The sequence below is a fragment of the Pseudomonas sp. LBUM1668 genome, from assembly GCF_059695715.1.
Genome location: NZ_CP166787.1, coordinates 2,255,406 through 2,278,231 on the forward strand (window position 1 = coordinate 2,255,406; position 22,826 = coordinate 2,278,231).

A 22,826-nucleotide genomic window follows, 5' to 3' on the forward strand; every position below is an offset into this window, starting at 1 on the left:
ACGCTCACCCATTGATTACAGTGAGCTGTGGAGAACCTGCGGGGATATTCGACCAATGGTCGCTTCGCGCCAATACCTGAAACTTTGTCATGAAAAGAAAAGAGCCTGACGTCCAATGAAAAGCGCTTCGGGCGGGCGCTATCTAATGTCGGAACTATAAAAAGCCCCTGGCGAACAGAGCCAGTCGAGTCATCGAGAAAGCGAAGGTGTTGAAGTGGACAAACTGCAAACTGTCGCAACCGTTCTGATCGTCCCGGGTCTGCGCGAGCACGTTGCCGAACATTGGCAGACGTTGCTGCACACCCGACTGTACAAGGTGCGCAGTGTGCCGCCGCTGGAAGCCGACAAACTCGATTGCAGCAAGCGGGTCGAAGCGATTCAACACACATTGGCGCAGATCGACGGGCCGGTGATTCTGGTCGCTCACAGCGCCGGCGTGTTGATGGTTGCGCACTGGGCTGCCCGACACAGTCGGTCGATCAAGGGCGCGCTGCTGGTCGCGCCGCCGGATCTTGATGCCGAGTGGCCGCAAGGTTACCCATCCGCTGCAACCCTGCGCAGCCAGGGTTGGGCTCCTCTGCCCAACGGTCGATTGCCGTTCCGCAGTCTGCTGGTCGCCAGTACCAACGACCACCTCGCCAGCCTGGAAGCTGCCACGCACATGGCCGAAGGCTGGGGCAGCGAACTGCTCAATTTCGGCGAAGTCGGTCATCTCAATCCTGCTGCCGGTTACGGGCACTGGCCACAAGCCGAAGCACTCATCCTCGAGCTGGATCGCTAGTTCAGGCGCCGGTTGGCCCGCGCCATCCGGCATTTGCCCTCACTCCTGAAAATGTAAATCCCTGGAACAAGGGGTTGCACGAGGGCGGCTGCGCTTAAAACAAATACAAAAAGGCGGAGACAACGCAATGCATAACAATAAGAGTCACGGGTTTGCACCCTCGCGTTACACCCTGTTGGCCTCGGCGATTCTGGCTGCCGCCATGCCGGTCGCGCAGGCCGTCGAGCTCGACACCGGTAACCCGGACTGGACCGTGCGCCTGGATAACACGGTGAAGTACAACTACGGCGTGCGCACCGAAAGCGCCGACAAACGCATGCTGGCGACGCCGAACAACAACGATGGCGACTACAACTTCCGCAAGGCCGGGACCAACATCACCCAGCGTGTCGACCTGCTGACCGAGATGGATGTGGTCTATCAGAACCACATGGGCTTTCGCGTCAGCGCGGCCAGTTGGTACGACAAGGCCTACGAGAACACCGGCTCCAATTCCAATCCGTTCGTTAACGGCAACGACGCAAGATCGGGTCTGGTCGCCAATGATCCGCGCCTGGCCGGGGTCACCGCTGACAACGTCGGCAATGGCAGCCCGCACCTGAGCAACTACACCCAGCGTTACTACGCAGGTCCCTCCGGCGAAATACTTGATGCCTTCGTGTTCTACAGCACCGAAGTCGGCGAGGAGTCGCTGCTGAGCGTCAAGGCCGGACAGCACAACGTGTTCTGGGGCGAGACCATTCTCAACCCGGTTCATTCGATCAGTTACGGCCAGTCCGGCCTCGATCTGGCCAAACTCGCGGCCTCGCCCGGTACCGAAGCCAAGGAACTGTTCGTGCCGCGCAACCAGTTGTCGATGTCGTTCACGGTCAATCCCGAATTGACCGTAGGCGCGCAGTATTTCCTCGACTGGGACGCCGCGCGCCTGCCGGAAGCAGGCACTTATTACGGTGGTTCCGATCTGGTCGGTTTCGGTGGGCAATCGTTCCTGTTGGGCAACACCAATAGCGTGGTGCCGGGCAGTCCGCTGGGTTGTGGTCTGGCGCCGTGCAACGGCTTGACCAATGTGCGTCGCGGTCATGACCTGACGCCGGACAAGCGCGGGGACTGGGGCGTCATGGCCAAGTGGTCGCCAGCCTGGCTCGACGGCACCCTCGGCGTTTACTACCGCGAAACCTCGGAAATCCTGCCGCAAGCCTGGCTGGATGCCAGAGGCCTGAGTTCGGCCAACCCCAACGGCACTCGTCCGGCAGGGCAAGTGCCTGCGGTGATCAATACGCTCAACTCGCTGAGCACCGCCACCTATCAAATGGCCTATGCCGACAGCATCAAGATCGTTGGCCTGAGCCTGTCCAAGGACTTCGGCGGGGTTAGCGTCGGTTCGGACCTGAACATCCGCCACAACATGCCGCTGGCGAGTATTCCGGCGGTTGTCAGCACTAACAGTCCGCTGGGGCTGGGCGCGGGGCTTGGCCTGTTGCCGGCGCGTACGGCGGCCACCGGTGTGATTTACGACACGCCGCACAAGGGCGACAGCATGGCCGCCACTGGCGACACCTTGCACTGGACGCTCAACGGTTTGATGACCTTCGCCAAAACCCCGGTGTTCGATTCGGCAGCCCTGCTCGGTGAGCTGTATTACAGCAACCTGCTCAAACTCGATAACCAGAACGAAGCGCTCTACAAAGGCAAGGACACCTATCGCGGTATCGATCAGCCGACCCGCGACAACTGGGGCATCGCGGTCAACTTCACGCCGACCTGGTACCAGGTGTTTCCCGGCGTCGACCTCAATGCACCGATGTCCATCAACGTCGGTCTCGACGGCGTCTCACCGGTCTCCGGGGGTGGCGCCAAAGACACCGGTAACTACGCCATTGGCCTCGGGGCCGTTGTGTACAACAAATACTTTGTCGACCTCAAGTACGTGGACGCTTTCGGCAAGGCCGACAAGTGCAGTGTCAGCGGTGTGAGTACCGGCCCGACCGGAGGTGACGGCGCTGCGCCGAACGCCTTTAGCGGTAACGAAAACTACGCCTGTTACGCCGGTGGCTACTCAGCCTTTTCCGGTGGTGGTGCCACGACTGAAGATCGTGGCGCCGTGTACCTGACGATGAAAACCACTTTTTGATTCACCACTGATTTGCTCAATGCAAGCAGGAGAATAACAAGATGACATTCGCCAAAACCGTGTTGGCCGCTTCGCTGGCCATGGTCCTTGTCGCCCAGGCACAGGCCGCTGTTTCAACTCAGGACGCTGCCAGACTCGGCAACAACCTGACCCTGGTTGGTGCCGAAAAGGCCGGCAATGCTGACGGCTCCATCCCCGCCTATGACGGTGGTCTGACCACGCCGCCGGCCAGTTTCAAATCCGGTGACAGCATGCGTCCGGATCCTTTCGCCAACGAGAAACCGTTGCTGGTGATCGACGGCAAAAACGTTGATCAGTACAAAGGCTTGCTCAGTGCGACCACGGCGGAACTGGCCAGGCGTTTCCCGACTTTTCGTGTCGATGTATACCCGACTCATCGCACCGTTTCTCTGCCCAAAGCCATCCTCGATAACGGCGTGAAGAATGCCAGCGGGGCCAAGTCCCTTGAAGGTGGCTTGGCCATCGATAACGTGCTGCCGGGCGTGCCGTTCCCGATCCCGCAATCGGGCAATGAAGCGATGTGGAACTTCCTGCTGCGCTATCAGGGCGTGAGCATCAATTCCAAGTACGACTCCTGGAACGTCGACTCCGCCGGCGTGCCGAGCCTGGCGACCACCGGGCAGGCGTTCATTTCGTATCCGATCTACGAAAACCTCGCGCAGCCGATCAGCAGCGCCGACGTGTACTACCAGATGAAATTGTCTTACACCGGCCCCGCACGCCGGGCCGGTGAAGCGGTGATGCTCAAGGATGCCGCCAACCCGTTGCAACAGCCGCGCCGTGCCTGGCAATACTTGCCAGGCCAGCGTCGGGTCAAGCTGGCGCCGAACCTGGCCTACGACACGCCTAACCCCGGCACTGCCGGTGCGGGCACCTACGACGACGTTTTCGTGTTCAACGGTGCACTTGATCGCTACGACTGGAAGCTGGTCGGCAAGCAGGAAATGATCGTCCCCTACAACACCTACAAACTGACTTACGCCCAGGATCCGAAGTCGCTGACCACCGCCAATCACTTGGCTCCGGACTTCGTGCGCTGGGAAAAACACCGCGTCTGGGTAGTGGAAGGCAATCTCAAGGCCGGTGCGCGACACATCTATCAGAAACGCCGCTTCTACCTCGACGAAGACAGCTGGACCGCTCTGGCCTCTGATCAATACGACGCCCGTGGCCAACTGTACCGTGGCTCCTTCGCGTTCCTCAGCCAGAGCTACGACAAGCAGATCCCGGATTCCACGCCTTTCATGATCTACGACCTGGTGGGGGGCTCGTACAACATCAACGGCGTGGTCGGGCCTTACGGCGGCATCAAGTACATCGATCCGCTCTCCAAGGCGCAATGGTCGTCGGAATCCCTCGCCGGCAGCGGCATTCGCTAAGCCGGCCGCAAGCAAGCGCTCGCAAGGTCCACTGCTCACCAGCATGGGCCGTGTGGCGGTCGGTGCACGCCGACCGTCGCGGCGTCAGGTGTGAACGCCAGGCACACGCAAGTGTGCCCCCGGCGCGGTTTTTCGAAGAGGACGCGGTATGTGTTCGTACAAGAATTATTTACAGGTGGCATTGGGTGTCGTGCTCGGCCTGTTGCAGGGCGTCACCTGCGCGGCTGATTATTTCGATGTCCTGGACCTGCCCGCCAAGGTCAGCGCCTTGGCCATCCACAGTCCGTTGTCCGGCACGGCCCGTGCGGGCGAACGCGTGATTGCCGTCGGTCAGCGTGGCCACATTCTGTTTTCCGATGACGTCGGTCAGCACTGGCAGCAGGCCGCGGTGCCTGTCAGTGCCGACCTCAATGCCGTGAGTTTTCCTTCGGCCACCCAAGGCTGGGCGGTGGGTGGCGACGGCGTGATATTGCACAGCAACGACGCCGGTGCGACCTGGCGCAAGCAACTCGACGGCCGCGAGATCGGTACCTTGCTGGTCAAGCACTACAGCGCGTTGGCCAGTGCAGAACCGGCCAACGAGCAATGGTCATTTCTCGTTGCTGAAGGTCAGCGCCTGGTGGCGCAGGGTGCCGACAAACCCTTGCTCGATGTCTGGTTCGCCAATGATCGCCTCGGCTATGTGGTCGGCGTGTTCAACCTGATCCTGCGTACCGAGGATGGCGGCCAGAGCTGGACACCGTTCCAGGACCGCACCGACAACCCACAGGGTTTTCACCTCAATGCCATCGCCTCTACCGGCGATGCGCTGTACATCGCCGGCGAGCAGGGCTTGTTGCTGAAATGGGACGAGGCACAACAGCGCTTCGCCGCTGTGCCAACGCCTTATCAGGGCAGTTTTTTCGGCGTGCTCGGTAAGCCCGGGGAAGTGCTCGTCTACGGCTTGCGCGGCAATGTTCTGCGCAGTACCGATGGCGGTTTCAGCTGGGTTGCGCAGAACACAGGCCTGCAAGTCAGTATCACCGCCGGCGTCGTCGATGCGCAGGGTAATTACCGCTTGTTCACTCAGGGCGGGCAGAGGCTGGTAAGCCAGGGTGCCGCTGCGCAAATGCATTGGGTGCGGCAAGCCGAGCCGTTCCCCGTGACGGGCGTCACGCGCGCCGCTGACGGTGCGCTGATGGCGGTTGGCAGCCGTGGTGCCCGGACGCTGTCGATTGAATAAGCCCTCGAACCCTTAGAGCGAGACCCCAGACATGGGCAATATCAAACAAGAAACCATGCCGGTGATCCGCGACCTGCGCGACTTCGACCGACAGTCCGGCAATCTGCTGGAACGGTGGGTGTTCAACTATCGTCCGCTGTTCATGCTGCTGATGGCGTTGGTCACCGTGGTGTTGGGCTACATGGCAGCGACTCGGCTGGAGCTGCGTCCAAGCTTCGAAAAGATGATTCCGCAGAGCCAGCCGTACATTCAGAACTTCCTCGAAAACCGCCAGTCGTTGCGCGGCTTGGGCAACTCGGTGCGGGTGGTGGTAGAGAACACTCAGGGCGATATTTTCGACCCCGGTTATCTGGACGTGCTCAAGCAGGTCAACGACAAACTGTTCCTCACCGAAGGCGTCGACCGCGCCTGGATGAAGTCGCTGTGGAGCCCGGCGGTGCGCTGGACCGAAGTCACCGAGGAAGGTTTTCAGGGTGGTCCGGTGATGCCCGATACCTATGAAGGCAAGCCTGAGCAGATCGAACAGCTGCGCCAGAATATTTCCCGCGCCGGTATCGTCGGCAGCCTGGTGGCCAGCGACTTCCGATCGAGCATGCTGATCGTGCCGCTGCTGGACAAGGCCACGGCCAGCGGTCAACGCATCGACTACCACGCTTTTTCGCAGATGCTCGAAGAGCAGTTGCGCGACAAGATCGAGTTCGCCGGTGACACCGCTGCACGCAAGGCCGGGGAGGAGGGCAAGGGTCAGTACAAAGTCCGGGTCATCGGTTTTGCCAAATTGATGGGCGACCTGATCGACGGGCTGATTCAGGTGATGATGTTTTTCGGCCTGGCCGTCGTCACTTCGCTGATCATCATTTATGCCTACACCCGTTGCGTTCGCAGCACCTTGCTGGTGGTCGGCTGCTCGCTGATCGCAGTGGTCTGGCAACTCGGCATCGTCGCCTGGCTCGGCTATGCCATCGACCCGTACTCGGTGCTGGTGCCGTTTCTGATTTTCGCCATCGGTGTGTCCCATGCGGCGCAGAAGATGAACGGAATCATGCAGGACATCGCCCGCGGCACGCACAAACTGATCGCCGCACGCTACACCTTCCGTCGTCTGTTTATTGCCGGCGTCACCGCGCTGCTGGCCGACGCCGTAGGGTTCGCGGTGTTGATGCTGATCGATATTCCAGTGATCCGCGACCTGGCGATCACTGCCAGTATCGGTGTGGCGGTGCTGATCTTTACCTCGCTATTGTTGATGCCGGTGTCGCTGTCTTATGTCGGCGTTGGCCACAAGGCTGCCGAGCGTGCGCTGAAAATCGACACGCGCGCAGAAGGGCACAAAGGCTTTGGCAAACTGTGGGACCTGCTCGACCGTTTCACTACACGCAAGTGGGCTACCGGCGCGGTGTTGGTCGCGGGGCTGATGGGCATCGGCGGCTTTGTCGTCAGCCTGCAACTGAAGATAGGCGATCTGCAAAGTGGCGCGCCGGAGTTGCGTGCCGACTCGCGCTACAACCGTGACAACGCCTACATCACCAGCCATTACGCACTGTCCAGCGACCTGTTCGCGGTGATGATCAAGACCGCACCGGAAGGCTGCCTGAACTACAAGACGTTAATACTCGCCGACCGTCTGGCTTGGGAGCTGCAGCAATATCCGGGCGTACAGGCGACAGCGTCATTGGTTAACGCGGTGCGCCAGATCACCGCCGGCACTTACGAAGGCAACCCCAAACTCAACAGCATCCAGCGCAATCAGGACGTGTTGAACTACGCCGCGCAGCAAGCCTCGGTCAACTCCCCGGAGCTGTTCAATACCGATTGCTCGCTGATGCCGGTGATCACTTTCCTCAAGGATCACAAGGCCGAGACGCTCGATGCCGTGGTGGGAATCGCCGAAAAATTCGCGCGGGAAAACACCAGCGAAGATCGACAGTTCCTGCTGGCGGCCGGGTCGGCCGGGATTGAGGCGGCGACCAACATTGTTGTGCGCGAGGCAAATCGTACGATGCTGCTTTACGTCTACGCGGCGGTGACGTTGTTCTGCCTGATCACGTTCCGCAGCTGGCGCGCTACCTTGGTCGCCCTGTTGCCACTGGTACTGACTTCGATTCTTTGCGAGGCATTGATGGTGATCATGGGCATTGGCGTGAAAGTCGCGACCTTGCCAGTGATCGCGTTGGGTGTGGGCATTGGCGTGGATTACGCGTTGTACCTGCTCAGCGTCCAGTTGCATTACCAGCGCCAGGGTCTGCCGTTGTCTCAGGCTTACCGCAACGCCGTGTCGTTTACCGGGCGGGTCGTAGGTCTGGTAGGCATCACCTTGGCGGCCGGCGTGGTGTGCTGGGTCTGGTCGCCGATAAAGTTTCAGGCCGACATGGGCATCCTGCTGACCTTCATGTTCCTGTGGAACATGCTCGGCGCGCTGGTGCTGATTCCTGCCCTGTCTTATTTCCTGCTGCGCGAGCGGGCGCTCCAGCCGGAACCTGATACGCCGCTCTTAAGCACGGAGATCTCTCAACCTCCGGGCATTTCCCAGGCCCTGACCACTTCCGCTCCGGGCACGGCGCGAATGTCAGTCAATGAGCCCTAAGGTTTCGGCGCCTTCTTGATGTCCTCTGAATCACTCGAAGTCGCCGCATCCTTCTCAGTCTCATGCGACTCTGCGCCCGCATTACCTCCGGAAGATTCTTCACCTTTTTTGTCGGCCTTGTCATCGTGGGCGCTCGAGCTCTTCGAGTGATTGACGCCCGGCAGGGCATTCGGCGGGGCGGCAGATTCAGCAGTGTTTTGCTCTGTCGCCATGGCGCTCATCGGACCAATAATGAGCAGGCTGGCAAGCGATAGCAGCGCAATTTTCTTGTTCATCATCTAAGCCTTCACGCGAGGGGATGTACTGGCTTGGAGGTGCGAGAGAGGCAAAGGTGCAGGGTACTGGACAAGTGGTAGGGCAAACTGCTGGCCCCCGAGTGCCATTTTCATCGTCAAACTCGTCTTTTTTCAAAAGGTTAGGTTGGCTATATGCGGACGATTGTCATCACCGTGGCAACGCTTTCCCTGGCAGTCTTTGCTTCTGGAGCCCAGGCGAAAGAGTTGAGCAAAGGTCATCGTTTTGCCTGTACCTGGGGTTCGGATATCGCCGCAGGTGCGCAGCATTCCAAACTGTCGGGAGTTTCTTTGTATGGCGCGCGCAAGCAATTGCAGGTGCGCAAATTCCAGCAACCGTGGATGCGCATGACCGCGATGGGAATTATCGAGCAGACTTATAACAGCACCTCGAAGCTCAAGCCGGCGGCGGTCAAGCAGACCTACTATGAGCAATGTGTGCGCCACGAGCTGGCTCAGCGCTAGGGATGAATCAGCGCGGTCAACGACTGCGGGAATCGCGATCTACTATCCTGTGAATAACGCCATTGTCTGAGAGCACGGATATGTTCAGATCAACTCGATTCATTGCAGGTGTGATGTCGCTGGTTCTGGTCGCCGGCCCGATGGCCGCGCTCGCGGATCCCGGCAACGGTAAGGGACAGGGGCAGGGGCAGGGCAATAGCAAAGGCAACCCGCACAATGCACAAGGGGCAGGAAACAAAGGCAAAAACGCTAACCACGGGGATTACAGCCATGGCCCGAGCGTCGACCGCAGCCACGTCATCGGCCTGGTCGGTGGATATCGTGACTATTGGCAACCCGGCCCTGCATTGCCCCCCGGAGTCCAGAAAAATCTCGCGCGTGGCAAACCGTTACCTCCGGGCATTGCGAAAAAACTCGACAATCGTCTGCTCGGCCACCTTCCGCACTACGACGGTTATGAATGGCAGCAAGCCGGTACGGATCTGATACTGGTTGCCCTCGCCACTGGCCTCATCTATGAAGTCCTCAACGGCGCGTTCGATTAAGCGCTTGCGGCATCGAGCCCGACTTTTTCAAGTCGGGCTTTTTCTTGCCTCGAAGATTCGTAACGTCGGCGCTGGAGTACCATGACGCACTCTCATCCCTTGCCGAGCTCAATGCCCTATGCCTGTTTTATCGCGCGTCATTTCGTTGCTCGACCAGGCGCAGCGTGCCTTGCGCCTGGTTTGGGGCACATCGCGCAGTTTGTTTCTGGGGCTGGTGCTGGCGACATTGGTTGCCGGTGTGTTGCCGGCGCTGGCGGCGTGGCTGGGCCAACGGATTGTCGATGCGGTGGTGACGGCGATGCAGTTGCATGCGCAGCAGGGCGATGCGCCGTTGTGGCCGGTGTTGCGTTACGTGCTGATGGAGGCCGGGGTGCTGGCGTTGTTGTCTGCGACGCAACGGGCGCTGTCGGTGCAGCAGTCGTTGTTGCGGGTGCAGCTGGGGCAGAAGGTCAATACGTTGATTCTGGAGAAGGCGCAGACCCTGTCACTGGTGCAGTTCGAGAATTCCGAGTTCTACGACAAGCTGGTGCGTGTACGCCGCGAAGCCTCGACACGGCCCCTGGCATTGGTCATGAAGTCACTGGGGCTGGTCCAGAACCTGATCATGTTGATCAGCTTCGGTGTGCTGCTGGTGCATTTTTCGCCATGGGCGCTGGCCTTGCTGGTGATCGGCGCGCTACCGGTATTCTTCGCCGAGGCACATTTTTCCGGCGACGCCTTCCGACTGTTCACCCGTCGGGCGCCGGAGAGCCGTCAGCAAAGTTACATCGAAACCTTGCTGTCCCACGAGGCGTACATCAAAGAGGTCAAACTGTTCGGGTTCGCGCCGCTGCTGTTGCAGCGCTACCGGGACACCTTCGCCAGACTGTACGCCGAAGACCGGCAATTGACGTTGCGTCGCGATGGTTGGGGCTTCGGTCTAGGATTGCTCGGCACGGCGGCGTTTTACGTGGCGTACGCCTGGGTGGTGATCGATGCCGTGCACGGCAATATCAGTCTGGGCCAGATGACCATGTATCTGGTGCTGTTCAAGCAGGGGCAGGGCGCGGTCAGCAGTAGCTTGAGTGCGATCAGTGGGCTGTACGAAGACGGCCTCTACCTGTCGAATCTTTACGAATACCTGGCTGAGCCGGTGTTGGCCGATAGTGGTCATCTAACCGCTGGCGTGCGACCGGGCGATGGTCTGCGTTTTGAGAACGTCGGCTTCCGTTATCCGGGGGCTACCCGTGCGGCACTGGAGGGCATCGACCTGCATCTGGTGCCCGGCAAAAGCATGGCACTGGTCGGTGAAAATGGCTCAGGCAAGACCACACTGATCAAATTGCTGACGCGACTTTATCGGCCTGATCAGGGGCGCATTCTGCTCGATGGCAGCGATTTGCAGGATTGGGAGGAGAACACGTTGCGTCGGCGCATCGGGGTGATCTTCCAGGATTACATCCGTTACCAGTTCACCGTCGGTGAAAACATTGGTGTTGGCGACACTTCGGCATTCAGTGATGAACAGCGCTGGAAAGACGCTGCTGCCGAAGGCATGGCTGCGCGCTTCATTGAGGGGCTGGAACGCGGTTATGCCACACAACTCGGCCGCTGGTTTGCCGGTGGTCAGGAGTTGTCGGGCGGGCAATGGCAGAAGATCGCCTTGTCTCGGGCATACATGCGCCGTGAGGCCGATATCCTGATCCTCGACGAGCCGACCTCAGCCCTTGATCCGGCAGCGGAGGCGGCGGTATTTGAGCATTTCAGCCAGCACACCGAAGGGCGCATGACGTTACTGATCTCGCACCGATTTTCCAGTGTGCGCAATGCCGATCACATCATTGTGTTGGAACAGGGACGGATTCTGGAGCAGGGCGACCACGATGATTTGATTGAGACTGCCGGGCATTACGCGCAGCTCTTCGATTTACAGGCTCGCGGTTACCGTTAGGAGTCGCGTGCGCTGCGCAGCGGCGCCGGCCCCGCGACACGTGGCAACGGTTTGGTCTGCATCAAAGCATCAAGCGCCTTGCGATAATTCTGCCCGCCCAACGCCATGCTGTTGTTGTGCGTTGCGCCGGGTACCAACAACAAGCGTTTAGGTTGTTGAGCAGCGTTGAACAGTTGCTCGCTGAAACGCGGCGGCACGAACGCATCGGCCATGCCATGCACCACCAGCAACGGCATGTGAATCTCGGCAATCTTGTCGATGGAATCGAATTTCTGTGACAGCAGCCAGCGCACCGGCAACGAGGTGTTGGCCACGGCGGCAGCCACATCCGCCAGCGAGGTGAAAGTGGATTCGATCACCAAACCGCGCACCGCAAGCGGCGTCTTGTCACGCGCGGCGTCCTGGCCAAGTTCGGCCGCCAGATCAACCGCCACGGCACCACCCAGGGAGTGGCCGTAGATCAGGCGTTTGTTCGGATCCGGTTGCAGCAGTTTGAAGCGCTCCCACGCCACCCGCGCGTCTTCGTAAACGCTGCTTTCCGACGGCAGATCGCCCTTGCTCTGGCCGAATCCGCGGTAATCGATGGCCAGTACCGAGTAACCCGCCGCGCGCAATTGCTCGATGCGGAACAACTGCCCGGTGAGGTTCCAGCGCACGCCATGCAGATAGAGGATCGCCGGGGCGTTGGCTTTTTCCGCCGGCCACCACCAGGCATGAATGTTTTGTCCGGCCTTGAAGTTCTTGGGTTGCAGATCGAGTTCCTGCACGCTGCCCGGCAAACCGCGATACCAGCCGGCATTGCCCGGCTCGATGCGAAACAACAGTTTGCGCTCGGTATGTTCCAGCACGGCACAACTCGTCGGCACGCCGATAATCAAAGCGGCCATGCAGGCAAACGCCAAGCGGCGACGGCGCAGACGAGTCATGAAGGACAGGAACATTAAACGTTTCACCACGGCGCAGACAAAGAACGCTTTTTACCAGATGCCTCGGTCTGCGCGCGATATTTTCGACCACCGCCCGTACGCAACGATTACAAAATGCTGCAACGGCTCAGTTCACCTTCAGCACGATCTTGCCGATATGATCGCCGGCCTCCATGTGTGCATGGGCCTGTGCCGCCTCTTCAAGTGCATAGACCTTGTCGATGATCGGCAGGCAGCGACCGGCACTCAGTACCGGCCAAACGTGCTCGCGCAATTGATCGGCAATGGCTGATTTCTCCGCCGCAGTGCGTGCGCGCAACAGCGAACCGGTGACCACCGCGCGTTTACCCAGGATCGCCAGCAGATCGACGTCGTTTGCCTTGCCGCCACCAAGGAAGCCCAGCATCACCAATCGCCCATCCATCGCCAGAGCGCTGACGTTACTGTTGAAGTAGGAGCCGCCCATGATGTCGAGAATCACGTTCACGCCCTGACCGGCGGTTTTCTCGGCGATCACCGCAGCGAAATCCTCTTCGCGGTAGTTGATCGGTTGGCCGCCGAACTCGCTGATCGCTGCGCATTTTGCCGGGCTACCAGCCGTGGCGAAGGCTTCGATGGCAAATTCGCGACAGAGCATCAGCGCCGTGGTGCCGATGCCGCTGGTACCGCCATGGATGAGCGCGCGCTGCCCTCGGCTGGCGCCACCGAGACCGAACAGGTTGGCCCACACGGTAAAGAAGGTTTCCGGAATCGCGGCGGCCTGCACCCAGTCGATTCCATCCGGAATGGGCAGGGTCTGGCCGGCCGGAACGCTGCAGTATTCGGCGTAGCCGCCACCATTGGTCAGCGCGCACACGCGATCGCCGAGGGCGAATTGGCTGACACCAGCGCCGAGCGCCACGACTTCGCCGGCCACTTCCAAGCCGGGAATCGGGTTCATCCCGGGCTTCATTGGGTACTTTCCGGCGCGCTGCAAGGCATCCGGCCGATTGATGCCGGCAGCGTGCACGCGGATCAGCACCTCGCCTTCGGCGGCCACCGGCAACGGCACGCGCTTGGGTTGCAGAACGTCCGGGTCACCGGGTTGGGTAATTTCGATTCGGCTCATTTCATTGGGTAAAGTCATGTCGACTCCTGTGATTAAAGGTTCTGTAGATGGGAGCGTGGTTTGAAGGCAATGATTCCCTTCAGTGAGTGCAAACACGCGATTCAATGGAAGAGGGCAGCCACCTCATTGCCTGCTCCAGCAACAACGCCACGGCAATCGCGCCGGCGGCAATCACGAACAACAACGTGTGATGCCCACCCGAGGCATTGAACAACGCCGAGTAGGCAAACCCGGCCAGTGCCTGGAACGTGGCAAACGATACGGTGGCCCGGCTCCAGGCGATTTGCTGGCGATGATGTTCAGGAATCAATTCATGCACGCGGGCCAGAGCCAGTGGCACGATGCCGGGCGGGAATGAACCGAGAATTACCGCCAGCACTGCCAAGGCTATAAATGAATGGGAGGTCGCCAGCAGCCCGAGCGTGATCGCCTGCACTACCAAAACCACACGAATGCTCGTCCGCGCGCCCAACTTGTCCGCCAGGAAGCCATAACTCACCGGCCCGACAATCGCGCCCAACCCGTACATCACCCATACCAGTGCGCCGATGTGTGCTCCGGCTCCGAGCCCGCGCGCCACGTAATCCACCAGAAACACCATCGCTGGCACCAGACCTGCGGCCATGAAGGCGTATTGCGCGAACAGCAAATACACGCCCGGCGGGGTTGGCTGAGCCGCCGCGCTCGCTTGGGGCGCAACCGGATGCGGCAAGTCGGCAGGCCAGCCGAACCAGCTCACCGCAGTCAACAGCAACGACAATGCGCCCAAGCCCAACCAGGTTGATTGCAGGCCGAAGTTCAACAGTGGCGGGACAATCGTCCCGGAGCCGGCAATCCCCAGGCCGATGCCCAGGAAGATCGCGCCGCTGGCCAGTCCTTTTCGGGTTGCTGGCACATGCGGCAACACCGTCGCTGCCACCAACACCATGATCGCGCCACCGGTAATTCCCGATAGCAACCGCCAACCAAAAAACCAACTCACCGACAACGGAAACGCACAGGCAAAAAACGCAGCGGTGACAAGCAGCATCATCAGCCGCAACGCGTTTTTATTGCCGAGGTAGCGTGCGATTGGCCGCCCGAGCAGGGCGCCGATCAGGTAACCGACCAGATTGGCCGCGCCGAGATAGACCACGTCGTTGGCGGAAAACCACTGCGCCTGAATCAGCGCGGGAATCAGCGGAGTGTAAGCAAAGCGTGCCAGGCCGATGCTGACCAGACTGGCGCAGAGTCCGGCGAAGATTGCAGATGCAGAGGATGAAGTACGCATGAGCGCGATCTCGAGAAGGTTTATGGCGCCCAGCATATCGGCTATGTTTGCTGCATTCGCGCAGCGAATCGGCTGCGCAGCGATGCAAATCTGCATCACAAGGGGGGCAAGATGAATTGGGACGATGCACGGGTATTTCTCGCGGTTTGTCGTGAATCGACATTACGTGGCGCGGCGCGGGTTCTGGGTGTGGATCAGGCCACCGTCGGGCGGCGGATCACAGCGCTGGAAAAGTCCCTCAGCGCGACGCTGTTCTTGCGTACCTCTGAAGGTTACGCGTTGACGGCAGTTGGCGAGGCGGCGCTCAAAAACGTAGAGAAAATGGAGCACTCGGCGCTGGAGCTGGAGCGGCAGATTCAGGGCCTGGATGATCGCCTGACCGGTAACGTGCGGGTCAGTACCACCGACTCGCTGGCCATCGACTTTCTGATCCCGGCCATCGCCCGTCTGCACCAGCAGCATCCAGACGTGCGCGTGCAACTCGATGCCTCGACGCAGATCCTCAGCCTGGCCAAGCGCGAGGCGGACATCGCCGTGCGTAATACCCGACCTGACAATCCAGACCTGATCGCACGGCGGATTGCCCGATGGCCGGTGGGGTTATTCGCTTCACAGGCTTATATCGACACTCATGGCATTCCTGCTCAGGGCGCGGCTTTCGAGGGCCATGACCTGGTGGTTTACCAGCCGTATTTGCAGAGCAACAAGGACATGACGCTGGTCGCCGAGCCTCTGCATCGCGGGCGTATCGTCGCCAGTCTCAGTTCCAGCCTGTTGGTGCGCCGCTCGATTGCGGCAGGTCTGGGTGTAGGAGAAATCCCGGTGTACATGGGCGAACGCGATGGCTTGGTCAGGCTCTGGCCGGAGCGTAATCGCCCGCAGCCCTATGAAGTGTGGCTGGTGACCCACGCGGATTTGCGCCATACCGCAAGGGTTCGGGCGGTAATCGAGCAGATTGTCGAAGGGTTTGCGCTGGAGAATGAGTGAGTGTCTGACGTGCCTTGGAGAAGCTACGTTACCTGACGAAACGGCCTACAACTCAGGCAGAATCCGCTGGCTTGCGGGCTTGGTTGATGGGCTCTATTGTTGCTGCAACTCACCGCGATAGAAATCACGCTTGTGAGTGATAAACCAGGGACGGGTATCGGTAACCATGGAAGGGGATCGGATTGAAAGCCAGTGAGTTACATCAATATCCAGTCAGTGAGACATCGAGCAAAGGTCGGAATACTCAAGTCATGAGCACGGTAAGCCGCGAAGAATTCAATGCCAGGATCGAGACCATTGAAACCAGAATGGATGCTCGAATCGACGGTGTACGCGCAGAAATCCGCGAGTTCCTTGCGATTCAGAGCGAGCGGGACAAGGCGCGAGATCAGACTCAAATTGAACGAGACAAACGCTACGACCTGATTTCGCAGGAGATGCGAAAAATTTCCCGGGGAGCTGAGGAAGCCGCGAGGCAAGGGGCTACCGTCAAGGCTAATGTCTGGGCAGCCACTGTCGTCCAGTTGCTTGGAATTGTTGCCATCGTCGCAGGGGCCTATTACGCGAATCAAGCCAACATGTATGTCGCGATACAAACCACCCTGGCGGCGGTTCAAGCGGGCAAGGATATACATGCACCGTCACCGCTGGCATTACCCTCACTTACACCACCGCCATAAAAAACGGCCTTCAAAAGAAGGCCGTTTTTTGTGGTCGTCAAGCAACCTCATGGCATCTGCGGCAACTCCTGCGGCCGCAAGTCAAACACCAGCACCTCGGCGTCCACGCCATTGCTCAACGTCAGCGCCTGTTCTTCGCGAACCCGCACGCCGTCACCTTCCTGCAATCGCTGGCCGTTCAGTTCAACGCTGCCGCTCGCCACATGCACGTAGGCGTAACGATTGGCGGGCAGTTCCAGCGTAGCGCTCTCTTTGCCGTCGAACAGCCCGGCGAACACTCGCGCATCCTGACGTACTTTCAACGAACCGTTGCTGCCGTCAGGCGAAATGATCAATTGCAGCCGACCGCGTTTTTTCTGGGTGCTGAAGTGCTCCTGTTGATAGCGCGGTTTGGCGCCGCTGACTTCCGGCACGATCCAGATTTGCAGGAAGTGCACAGGTTTGGTGGCCGAATGGTTGAACTCACTGTGCGCCACGCCACTGCCGGCGCTCATCAGTTGTACGTCGCCGGGGCGGATTACGGAACCGGTGCCCAGGGTATCTTTATGTTCCAGCGCGCCTTCGAGTACGTAGGAGAAGATCTCCATGTCGCGATGCGGATGCTGGCCGAAACCTTTGCCGGCGGCAACGCGGTCATCGTTGATTACCAGCAGGTCGGAAAAGCCCTGTTCACGCGGATCGCGATAGCTGGCAAAGGAAAAGGTGTGGAACGACTTCAACCAGCCATGATTGGCGAGGCCACGATCGGAGGCTTTGCGAAGAGTCAGCATGATGAAATCTCCTGGCGGGACGTGAATTCGTCCGAGTGAGGAGAAGCTTACTGTTAACCGTTTGAAGCAATAAGTAGATGGAAACTGAAACACTGTCGCGATGAGGTTGACAGTTCTGCTCGCCAGTTCACGCATTCTTTTCCGACGTTCAGCGCTCGCTTGGCCATAATGCTCAGCCTGACTGTTGTGTTTATTTTTTTTGATCAGTGACGTAAACCCATGAAAACCGTGGCAATGGTGTTGTTCCCCGACTTTCTGCTGCTTGATATGGCCGGGCCGATGGAAGTGTTTTCGGTTGCCAATCGTTTCCTCAAGGCAGAATCACATTATCAATTGATCACCCTTGGGACCGAGCGCGGCCCGCTGCGCGCCTCCAATGGCGTATGCGTGCACGCTGACCTGCCTATCGGTGACAACGACGAGCGCTACGACTTGCTGCTGGTGCCGGGTGGCCCGGGTGCCTATAACGAAAAATTCCCGACACTGTTCGCCTGGTTGCCCGGTGCCGTGCAGCGTGCCGAGCGGTATGGCTCGATCTGCACGGGCGCCTTCGTGCTTGGCCATGCCGGATTGCTCGACGGTTACCGCGTGACCACGCACTGGAATTACACCGAACGCCTGATCAAGGGCTTCCCGAAAGCCAATGTGACGACCGATCAGATCTACGTCGAAGACCGCAAGCTGATTACCTCGGGCGGCGTTACTGCGGGTATCGATATGGCGTTGGCCGTGGTCGCCCGGGATCATGGCAAGAAACTCGCCCAGGATGTGGCCAAAGTGTTGCTGGTGGTGATGAAGCGCCAGGGCGGTCAAGCCCAGTTCAGTCCGTTGATGGCGGCTGTGGCACCGCAGGAAACCCCCGTCACCCGGGCGCAGAACTATGTGCTGGAACACCTCGATGAGGCGTTCACCGTCGAGCGCATGGCGGGGCTGGCAAATATGAGTGCGCGGCATTTCGCCAGGGTGTTTGCCCGCGACGTCAACATGACGCCGATGGAGTTTCTGCAAAGTGCGCGCATCGACTGTGCACGTAATTTGCTCGAAACCAGCGATCTGCCGCTGAAAACCGTGGCCTATAAAAGCGGTTTCGGCAGCGTGCGGCACATGCGTTCGCTGTTCGCTGAAAAGCTTGGCCTGACGCCTGCGCAGTACCGCGAACAGTTCAGCTAGAGCGGTTCTGTCCGTCCAGAGCACCCGGATGTCCGTGCGGCGTCCTGTGTGGCGGTTGTGCCGTCATCTGAGGCTGCCAAGATAGTTGGCATGGACAATCTCAACGATGTGAACTCGGCGGCGGTGCTGCGTTTCGGCCCTTACGCGTTTCATTTGCGCCAGCGGCTGATCCTCGAAGGGGATCGGCAGTTGCGCATGGGCGGTCGTGCGCTGGATATTCTCCAGGTGCTGGTCGAGCGGGCCGGCCGGGTGGTCAGCAAGGAGCAATTGATTGCTCAGGTCTGGCCGACGTCGGTGGTTGAAGAAATCAACTTGCGCGTGCACATCGCTGCGCTGCGGCGGGCGTTGGGCGATGGTGAGAATGGGCAGCGTTACATCGTCAATGTGCCGCAATGCGGGTATAGCTTTGTCGCCCCGGTGCATTACGACAGCGTGCCGCCAGTAGTCTTCGAACGGCTGCAAGCACCGCAACACAATTTGCCCGCGCGGCTGACCCCGATCACTGGCCGTGATGCGCTGGTTGGCGGTATGGTGCGGCGCCTGCCCCTGTGTCGGTTGATGACGGTGACCGGGCCCGCCGGTGTCGGCAAGACCACCGTGGCGCTGCGCGTGGCAGAACTCCTGCTGCAACATTTTCGTGATGGCGTGTGGTTGGTCGATCTGGCACAGGTCGATGTCGAAACACCTTTGCTGGAGCATCTGCTGCACGCCCTGAATTGCGATTTCGCCACGCTGCGCGCGCGCCATGCATTGCTGGTACTGGACAATTGCGAACACCGGCGCGAGGCCTGCAAGGCAGTGGTCGAGACACTGCTGGACGCCGCGCCGCAACTGACGATTCTTGCCACCAGTCGTGAGGCCTTGCAGTCCAGTCTGGAAACCGTTCAACCGTTGTTACCGCTGACTTTTCCTAACAGTTCGGCAGTCGATTGCGTCGCGCAAGCCATGGGCTATCCGGCGTTGCAGCTGTTTGTCAGCCGTGCCCGTGCTCGCCAGCATGACTTCAGTTTGCGCGAACAGGATCTGCCCACCGTGCGCGAGATCTGTCGTCAGCTAGACGGCCTGCCGCTGGCGATCGAACTGGCGGCGGCGCAGATTGACGCATTGGCATTGGTTGGACTGCACACGCAACTGACCAATGGCCTGCAATTGCTCAACCACGGCCGGCGCACGGCGGTGCCGCGTCATCAATCCATGCAGGCCGCACTCGACTGGAGTTATCAGCGCTTGACCGAGCAGGAGCAGCGCGTGCTGCAACGCTTATCGGTGTTCAAACTGGCCTTCACTTTGGAAGCGGCGCTGGGCGTGATCAGCTGCCCGCAACTGCCTTCGTCGCGACTCACGGCGGTCATCGAGCAGTTGGTACACAAGTCATTGCTGGCGGTGGAGCAGGGCGCTGGCGCGGGCAGATACCGGATGCTCAATACCACCCGGCGTTACGCCCGCGAACAACTTGAGCGCAGTGGTGAAGGCATTGATCTGGAGCGCCGACATGCGCGTTTTATCAGTCGTGTGCGTCATGCATCAAGCGAGTACGGGATCGCGCAACTCGTCGAGTAGCTGGCGCACTTTGCGCAGGTCCGGTGTGGCGTAGCCTTCGGTGAAACGTTGGTAGATCGGCGTTAGCAGATCCAGCGCCTCATGATGGCGGGATTGACGTTGCCAGAGCTGGGCGAGCGAGGTGGCGCTGCGCAATTCCCAGGCCAGGGCACCTTGGGTGCGAGCGATGGACAGGGCTTGTTGCAGGATGGCTTCGGCTTCCTGAATATTTGCGGCGTCCAGACGGGCCTCATCGCGGGCAAGCCCGCTCCCACAGGATTTCAGGGTATACCGATATTTCGGGTTCAATATAGATCCACTGTGGGAGCGGGCTTGCCCGCGATGAGGCCCGCCCAGATGATTCAAATCTCCAATCAATAACGCATTCGCCCGAGCCCGCAAAATCTCCGCCGTGCTCCACCCCGCATCACCGGCCAGCGCCCGATTCAGCAAATCATCATCAACAAAGCGCTCATCCAGCGTCACCATGATTTCTCGGACCAGCCCGCTGCCATCCGCCGGCACGGGCATAGCGGCTTCAGCGTCGATCACCTGCGCGTAATGCAGCGCCCAGCGATAAAACAACAGCACCGAATGCTTCTGTGCTTGCTCAAGCAACAGATGCAATAGCGCCCGGGCGTTCTGCTTGTCGCCGTTGTAATGGGCGATCAGGCAACTGGCCAACGCCAGGGTGTAGCAGATCGAGGTGCCGTGATTGATCTGCACGGCAATGTCCAGCGCCTGTCGCGCCGTGCGCCACGCTTGCTCGGGAAATCCTTGCAGCCACAGCACCCGGGCGAGCACGGTCAGCGAGGCGACGCTCTGGTCGTACTGCACGCCAAAACCGTGGGTAAAGCGGTTGAGATGGCCACTGTGCGCCATGCGCTCAAGCACTTGCTCGGCATGAATACGCGCCTGTGGCTGGTCGCCAGCGTAATGCAGGGCCAGCACCCGCAAGCGGTGCGTGCTCAGCGACAGCAACGGGTCGCCATGCAGGCCGAGGCGGTCGAATTGTTCGCTCTGCTCCAGCGCCATCCGGTAATGGCCGCAACTGAGATTGACCGCCAGATGCCCGGATATTGCGCGCAGTTGGCCGGCGATATCCGCGTGGGCGTGGGCCAGTTGGCGGGCGTCGACAAAAGCCTCGATGGTCTCCGGGGTGGCGCCCCAAGTGTGATAACAGGCACTGCCCAGAGCCAGTTTCAAAGCGATTTTCAGGTGTGGGCAGGGGTCGTCGAGTTCATCCAGCAAATGCAACGCCCGGCGCACGTAGCCGCCGTATTCCTTGAGTAGCGACAACTCTTGCCACAACGGCGCCGAGGCCGCGGTCAGCTGAATGCCCAGATCATCCGCCCCGTCTCTGGCCAGGCTCCACTCCAGCGCTGCGCGCAAATCCTCCAGACCTCGGGCATAGCGCTCGATCCACAACGTAGTGGGAGTGTTTTCCCAGTGCGATTGCGCCTGCTGCATCAGGGTCAGGCAACGTTCGGCGTGGCGCTGGCGGGTCTCATCGAGTTCAGCCGCGACATCGAGTTTTTCCAGGGCATAGCGGCGTGTCGTATCGAGCAGGCGATAGAACACCTCTTCATCACCCACCTCGACACTGAGCAGGGATTTGGCCACCAGTTGCGTGATCGAGGCGAACACCGCAGCGGGGTCGATCTGCTGACCGACGATGACGGCCGCCGCCGACTCCAGAGTAAACCCGCCGCGAAACACACCGAGTCTACGCAAGCAGGTTTGCTCGCAGCGATCGAGCAGGTTGAAACTCCAGTCCAGCGTGGCGCGCAAAGTCAGGTGGCGCTCGGCGCTACTCTGGTTACCCGCCGCCAAGGGTGGCAAGCGGCCCTGCAACTGCGTCAGCAAGCCGTCCAGCCCCAGTTCGGCGACTTGCGCTGCTGCCAGTTCCAGTGCCAGTGGAATACCGTCCAGTCGGTGGCAAATCTCGATGGCTTGCGGCAACTGGGCGTCGCTCAACTCGAAACTTTCCTGCGCGGCCATCGCCCGTTCGACAAACAGCTGCAACGCGGAAAAGCCCAGCGCCTGGGTCCGATCCAGTTCACCAGGCAACGGTGGGTAGTCGAGGGATTCCAGACGCTGCACAAATTCGCCTTCCGCTCGCAGGCTTTCGCGGCTGGTGGCAAGAATATGCACCTGCGTTGCGCCGCGCAGGATGCTTTCACTGAGCGCTGCAACGGCGTCGATCAGGTGTTCGCAGTTGTCGAGCACCAGCAGCATCTGGCGCTCGCGCAAACCATTGACCAGACACATCAGCGGATCGCCGTCGAGCAGTGACAGGTCGAGCAGGGCCGCCAGGTGCGAGCAAATCAGCTGTGGGTCGTTGAGCGGCGCCAGATCCACCAGCCGAATGCCGTCGCGATAATGCCCGATCAACTGTTCAGCCACGCGCAAGGCCACCGTGGTTTTACCGATGCCACCGGGGCCGACCAGGGTGATGCAGCGTCGGCGCGGCAGTTGCGTCATCAACTGGTCGACCAGCGGCTGACGGCCAATCATTCGCGTGCGCCGCAGGGGCAGATTGTGCCGGCCGACGGCATCGCCCGCCGGTCGCTGCTCGATAGACTCGTGCAGGATCGGCGCGACAAAACTGTAACCGCGTTGCGCCACGGTCACGATATAGCGCTGGCCTGCCTGACCGTCGCCCAAGGCCTTGCGCAGCGCTGCCATGTGCACGCGCAGGTTGATGTCTTCGACGACGCTGTCCGGCCAGACTGTGGCCATCAAGTGCTGCTTGCTCACCACCTCGCCGGCGTGGCCCAGCAGAGTCAGAAGAATGTCCATCGCTCGCCGACCCAGGCGCAATGGCTGATCGCCCTCGAGCAGCAGCCGTTGCCCGGGATGAATCCGATAGGGGCCGAAACCGAGGGCCTGATTCGGGGGAAGACTCAACAACTCACTCCTGCGGTGCTGCGACGGGCATGCCGGAACAGGGCTTGGCATGCGCGCAGGCCGTCTATTCCGGAGTGTCCGGGCATAATCCTCAGGTTTGAGCGTCAGTGCAACG

18 protein-coding genes are annotated in these 22,826 nt (G+C 60.1%); 12 read left to right on the forward strand and 6 right to left on the reverse strand.

Annotated features, from left to right (window positions below; translation table 11 throughout):
- Positions 1–214: 214 nt before the first annotated feature.
- The 5 genes from ACA061_RS10155 to ACA061_RS10175 all read left to right on the forward strand — a co-directional run bounded on the left by ACA061_RS10155 (position 215) and on the right by ACA061_RS10175 (position 8,118).
- Entirely contained in the window at positions 215–781 is a 567-nt protein-coding gene (locus ACA061_RS10155; RefSeq protein WP_210555506.1) for an RBBP9/YdeN family alpha/beta hydrolase, read from the forward strand.
- A gap of 127 nt (positions 782–908) precedes the next feature.
- Complete coding sequence (locus ACA061_RS10160) at positions 909–2,912, forward strand: DUF1302 domain-containing protein (protein ID WP_210555507.1); 2,004 nt, start codon at positions 909–911, stop codon at positions 2,910–2,912.
- 41 nt (positions 2,913–2,953) lie between these two features.
- Positions 2,954–4,312, forward strand: coding sequence for a DUF1329 domain-containing protein (locus tag ACA061_RS10165; RefSeq protein WP_150616574.1), 1,359 nt, complete (start codon positions 2,954–2,956; stop codon positions 4,310–4,312).
- Between the two features lie 148 nt (positions 4,313–4,460).
- Entirely contained in the window at positions 4,461–5,534 is a 1,074-nt protein-coding gene (locus ACA061_RS10170; RefSeq protein ID WP_210555508.1) for a WD40/YVTN/BNR-like repeat-containing protein, read from the forward strand.
- Positions 5,535–5,565: 31 nt separating this feature from the next.
- On the forward strand, positions 5,566–8,118 hold the full coding sequence (locus ACA061_RS10175) for an efflux RND transporter permease subunit (RefSeq protein WP_497301365.1): 2,553 nt from the start codon (positions 5,566–5,568) through the stop codon (positions 8,116–8,118).
- Here the strand turns inward: ACA061_RS10175 and ACA061_RS10180 are convergent.
- Complete coding sequence (locus ACA061_RS10180) at positions 8,115–8,393, reverse strand: hypothetical protein (protein WP_210555510.1); 279 nt, start codon at positions 8,391–8,393, stop codon at positions 8,115–8,117. The two genes, ACA061_RS10175 and ACA061_RS10180, sit on opposite strands and share 4 nt — an antisense overlap.
- A 153-nt stretch (positions 8,394–8,546) precedes the next feature.
- On the opposite strand from ACA061_RS10180, the gene ACA061_RS10185 reads away from it, so the two are divergent.
- The 3 genes from ACA061_RS10185 to ACA061_RS10195 all read left to right on the forward strand — a co-directional run bounded on the left by ACA061_RS10185 (position 8,547) and on the right by ACA061_RS10195 (position 11,351).
- Positions 8,547–8,876, forward strand: a complete 330-nt coding sequence (locus tag ACA061_RS10185) for a hypothetical protein (protein WP_150616570.1) — start codon at positions 8,547–8,549, stop codon at positions 8,874–8,876.
- Positions 8,877–8,956: 80 nt separating this feature from the next.
- Complete coding sequence (locus ACA061_RS10190) at positions 8,957–9,421, forward strand: anti-virulence regulator CigR family protein (protein WP_497301366.1); 465 nt, start codon at positions 8,957–8,959, stop codon at positions 9,419–9,421.
- 118 nt (positions 9,422–9,539) lie between these two features.
- Positions 9,540–11,351, forward strand: a complete 1,812-nt coding sequence (locus ACA061_RS10195; RefSeq protein ID WP_210701719.1) for an ABC transporter ATP-binding protein — start codon at positions 9,540–9,542, stop codon at positions 11,349–11,351.
- Here the strand turns inward: ACA061_RS10195 and ACA061_RS10200 are convergent.
- From ACA061_RS10200 to ACA061_RS10210, 3 genes are all read right to left on the reverse strand, one after another.
- Positions 11,348–12,292, reverse strand: a complete 945-nt coding sequence (locus ACA061_RS10200) for an alpha/beta hydrolase (RefSeq protein ID WP_497301368.1) — start codon at positions 12,290–12,292, stop codon at positions 11,348–11,350. The two genes, ACA061_RS10195 and ACA061_RS10200, sit on opposite strands and share 4 nt — an antisense overlap.
- 112 nt (positions 12,293–12,404) lie before the next feature.
- Positions 12,405–13,403, reverse strand: coding sequence for an NAD(P)H-quinone oxidoreductase (locus ACA061_RS10205; RefSeq protein ID WP_497301369.1), 999 nt, complete (start codon positions 13,401–13,403; stop codon positions 12,405–12,407).
- A 61-nt stretch (positions 13,404–13,464) separates the two neighbouring features.
- Positions 13,465–14,655 carry a YbfB/YjiJ family MFS transporter gene (locus ACA061_RS10210; RefSeq protein WP_497301371.1) on the reverse strand — a complete coding sequence of 397 codons (1,191 nt, stop codon included), beginning with the start codon at positions 14,653–14,655 and terminating at the stop codon, positions 13,465–13,467.
- A 111-nt stretch (positions 14,656–14,766) separates the two neighbouring features.
- On the opposite strand from ACA061_RS10210, the gene ACA061_RS10215 reads away from it, so the two are divergent.
- Positions 14,767–15,642 (forward strand): LysR family transcriptional regulator, encoded by an 876-nt coding sequence (locus tag ACA061_RS10215; RefSeq protein WP_150616566.1) that lies wholly within the window; start codon positions 14,767–14,769, stop codon positions 15,640–15,642.
- Positions 15,643–15,893: 251 nt separating this feature from the next.
- A complete protein-coding gene (locus ACA061_RS10220; protein WP_150616565.1) occupies positions 15,894–16,322 on the forward strand; it encodes a hypothetical protein in 429 nt (142 codons plus the stop codon).
- Between the two features lie 47 nt (positions 16,323–16,369).
- Here ACA061_RS10220 and ACA061_RS10225 read toward each other — a convergent pair whose 3' ends face one another.
- Positions 16,370–17,092: a pirin family protein gene (locus ACA061_RS10225; protein WP_150616564.1), complete on the reverse strand. Its 723-nt coding sequence runs from the start codon at positions 17,090–17,092 to the stop codon at positions 16,370–16,372.
- A 219-nt stretch (positions 17,093–17,311) separates the two neighbouring features.
- Here ACA061_RS10225 and ACA061_RS10230 point away from each other — a divergent pair, with 219 nt between their 5' ends.
- Entirely contained in the window at positions 17,312–18,262 is a 951-nt protein-coding gene (locus ACA061_RS10230; RefSeq protein WP_150616563.1) for a GlxA family transcriptional regulator, read from the forward strand.
- A gap of 90 nt (positions 18,263–18,352) precedes the next feature.
- Positions 18,353–19,822 carry an ATP-binding protein gene (locus ACA061_RS10235; protein WP_497301376.1) on the forward strand — a complete coding sequence of 490 codons (1,470 nt, stop codon included), beginning with the start codon at positions 18,353–18,355 and terminating at the stop codon, positions 19,820–19,822.
- On the opposite strand, the gene ACA061_RS10240 is transcribed toward ACA061_RS10235, so the two are convergent.
- The gene (locus ACA061_RS10240) at positions 19,787–22,711 is read right to left on the reverse strand and encodes an ATP-binding protein (protein ID WP_497301378.1); all 2,925 of its coding nucleotides are present in this window, start codon (positions 22,709–22,711) and stop codon (positions 19,787–19,789) included. The two genes, ACA061_RS10235 and ACA061_RS10240, sit on opposite strands and share 36 nt — an antisense overlap.
- Positions 22,712–22,826 lie beyond the last annotated feature (115 nt).

Coding starts and splice junctions, on each gene's coding strand:
- ACA061_RS10160 (WP_210555507.1), top strand. CDS start 909: ATGCATAACAATAAGAGTCACGGGTTTGCACCCTCGCGTTACACCCTG.
- ACA061_RS10165 (WP_150616574.1), top strand. CDS start 2,954: ATGACATTCGCCAAAACCGTGTTGGCCGCTTCGCTGGCCATGGTCCTT.
- ACA061_RS10170 (WP_210555508.1), top strand. CDS start 4,461: ATGTGTTCGTACAAGAATTATTTACAGGTGGCATTGGGTGTCGTGCTC.
- ACA061_RS10175 (WP_497301365.1), top strand. CDS start 5,566: ATGGGCAATATCAAACAAGAAACCATGCCGGTGATCCGCGACCTGCGC.
- ACA061_RS10180 (WP_210555510.1), bottom strand. CDS start 8,393: ATGAACAAGAAAATTGCGCTGCTATCGCTTGCCAGCCTGCTCATTATT.
- ACA061_RS10185 (WP_150616570.1), top strand. CDS start 8,547: ATGCGGACGATTGTCATCACCGTGGCAACGCTTTCCCTGGCAGTCTTT.
- ACA061_RS10190 (WP_497301366.1), top strand. CDS start 8,957: ATGTTCAGATCAACTCGATTCATTGCAGGTGTGATGTCGCTGGTTCTG.
- ACA061_RS10195 (WP_210701719.1), top strand. CDS start 9,540: ATGCCTGTTTTATCGCGCGTCATTTCGTTGCTCGACCAGGCGCAGCGT.
- ACA061_RS10200 (WP_497301368.1), bottom strand. CDS start 12,292: ATGTTCCTGTCCTTCATGACTCGTCTGCGCCGTCGCCGCTTGGCGTTT.
- ACA061_RS10205 (WP_497301369.1), bottom strand. CDS start 13,403: ATGACTTTACCCAATGAAATGAGCCGAATCGAAATTACCCAACCCGGT.
- ACA061_RS10210 (WP_497301371.1), bottom strand. CDS start 14,655: ATGCGTACTTCATCCTCTGCATCTGCAATCTTCGCCGGACTCTGCGCC.
- ACA061_RS10215 (WP_150616566.1), top strand. CDS start 14,767: ATGAATTGGGACGATGCACGGGTATTTCTCGCGGTTTGTCGTGAATCG.
- ACA061_RS10220 (WP_150616565.1), top strand. CDS start 15,894: ATGAGCACGGTAAGCCGCGAAGAATTCAATGCCAGGATCGAGACCATT.
- ACA061_RS10225 (WP_150616564.1), bottom strand. CDS start 17,092: ATGCTGACTCTTCGCAAAGCCTCCGATCGTGGCCTCGCCAATCATGGC.
- ACA061_RS10230 (WP_150616563.1), top strand. CDS start 17,312: ATGAAAACCGTGGCAATGGTGTTGTTCCCCGACTTTCTGCTGCTTGAT.
- ACA061_RS10235 (WP_497301376.1), top strand. CDS start 18,353: ATGGACAATCTCAACGATGTGAACTCGGCGGCGGTGCTGCGTTTCGGC.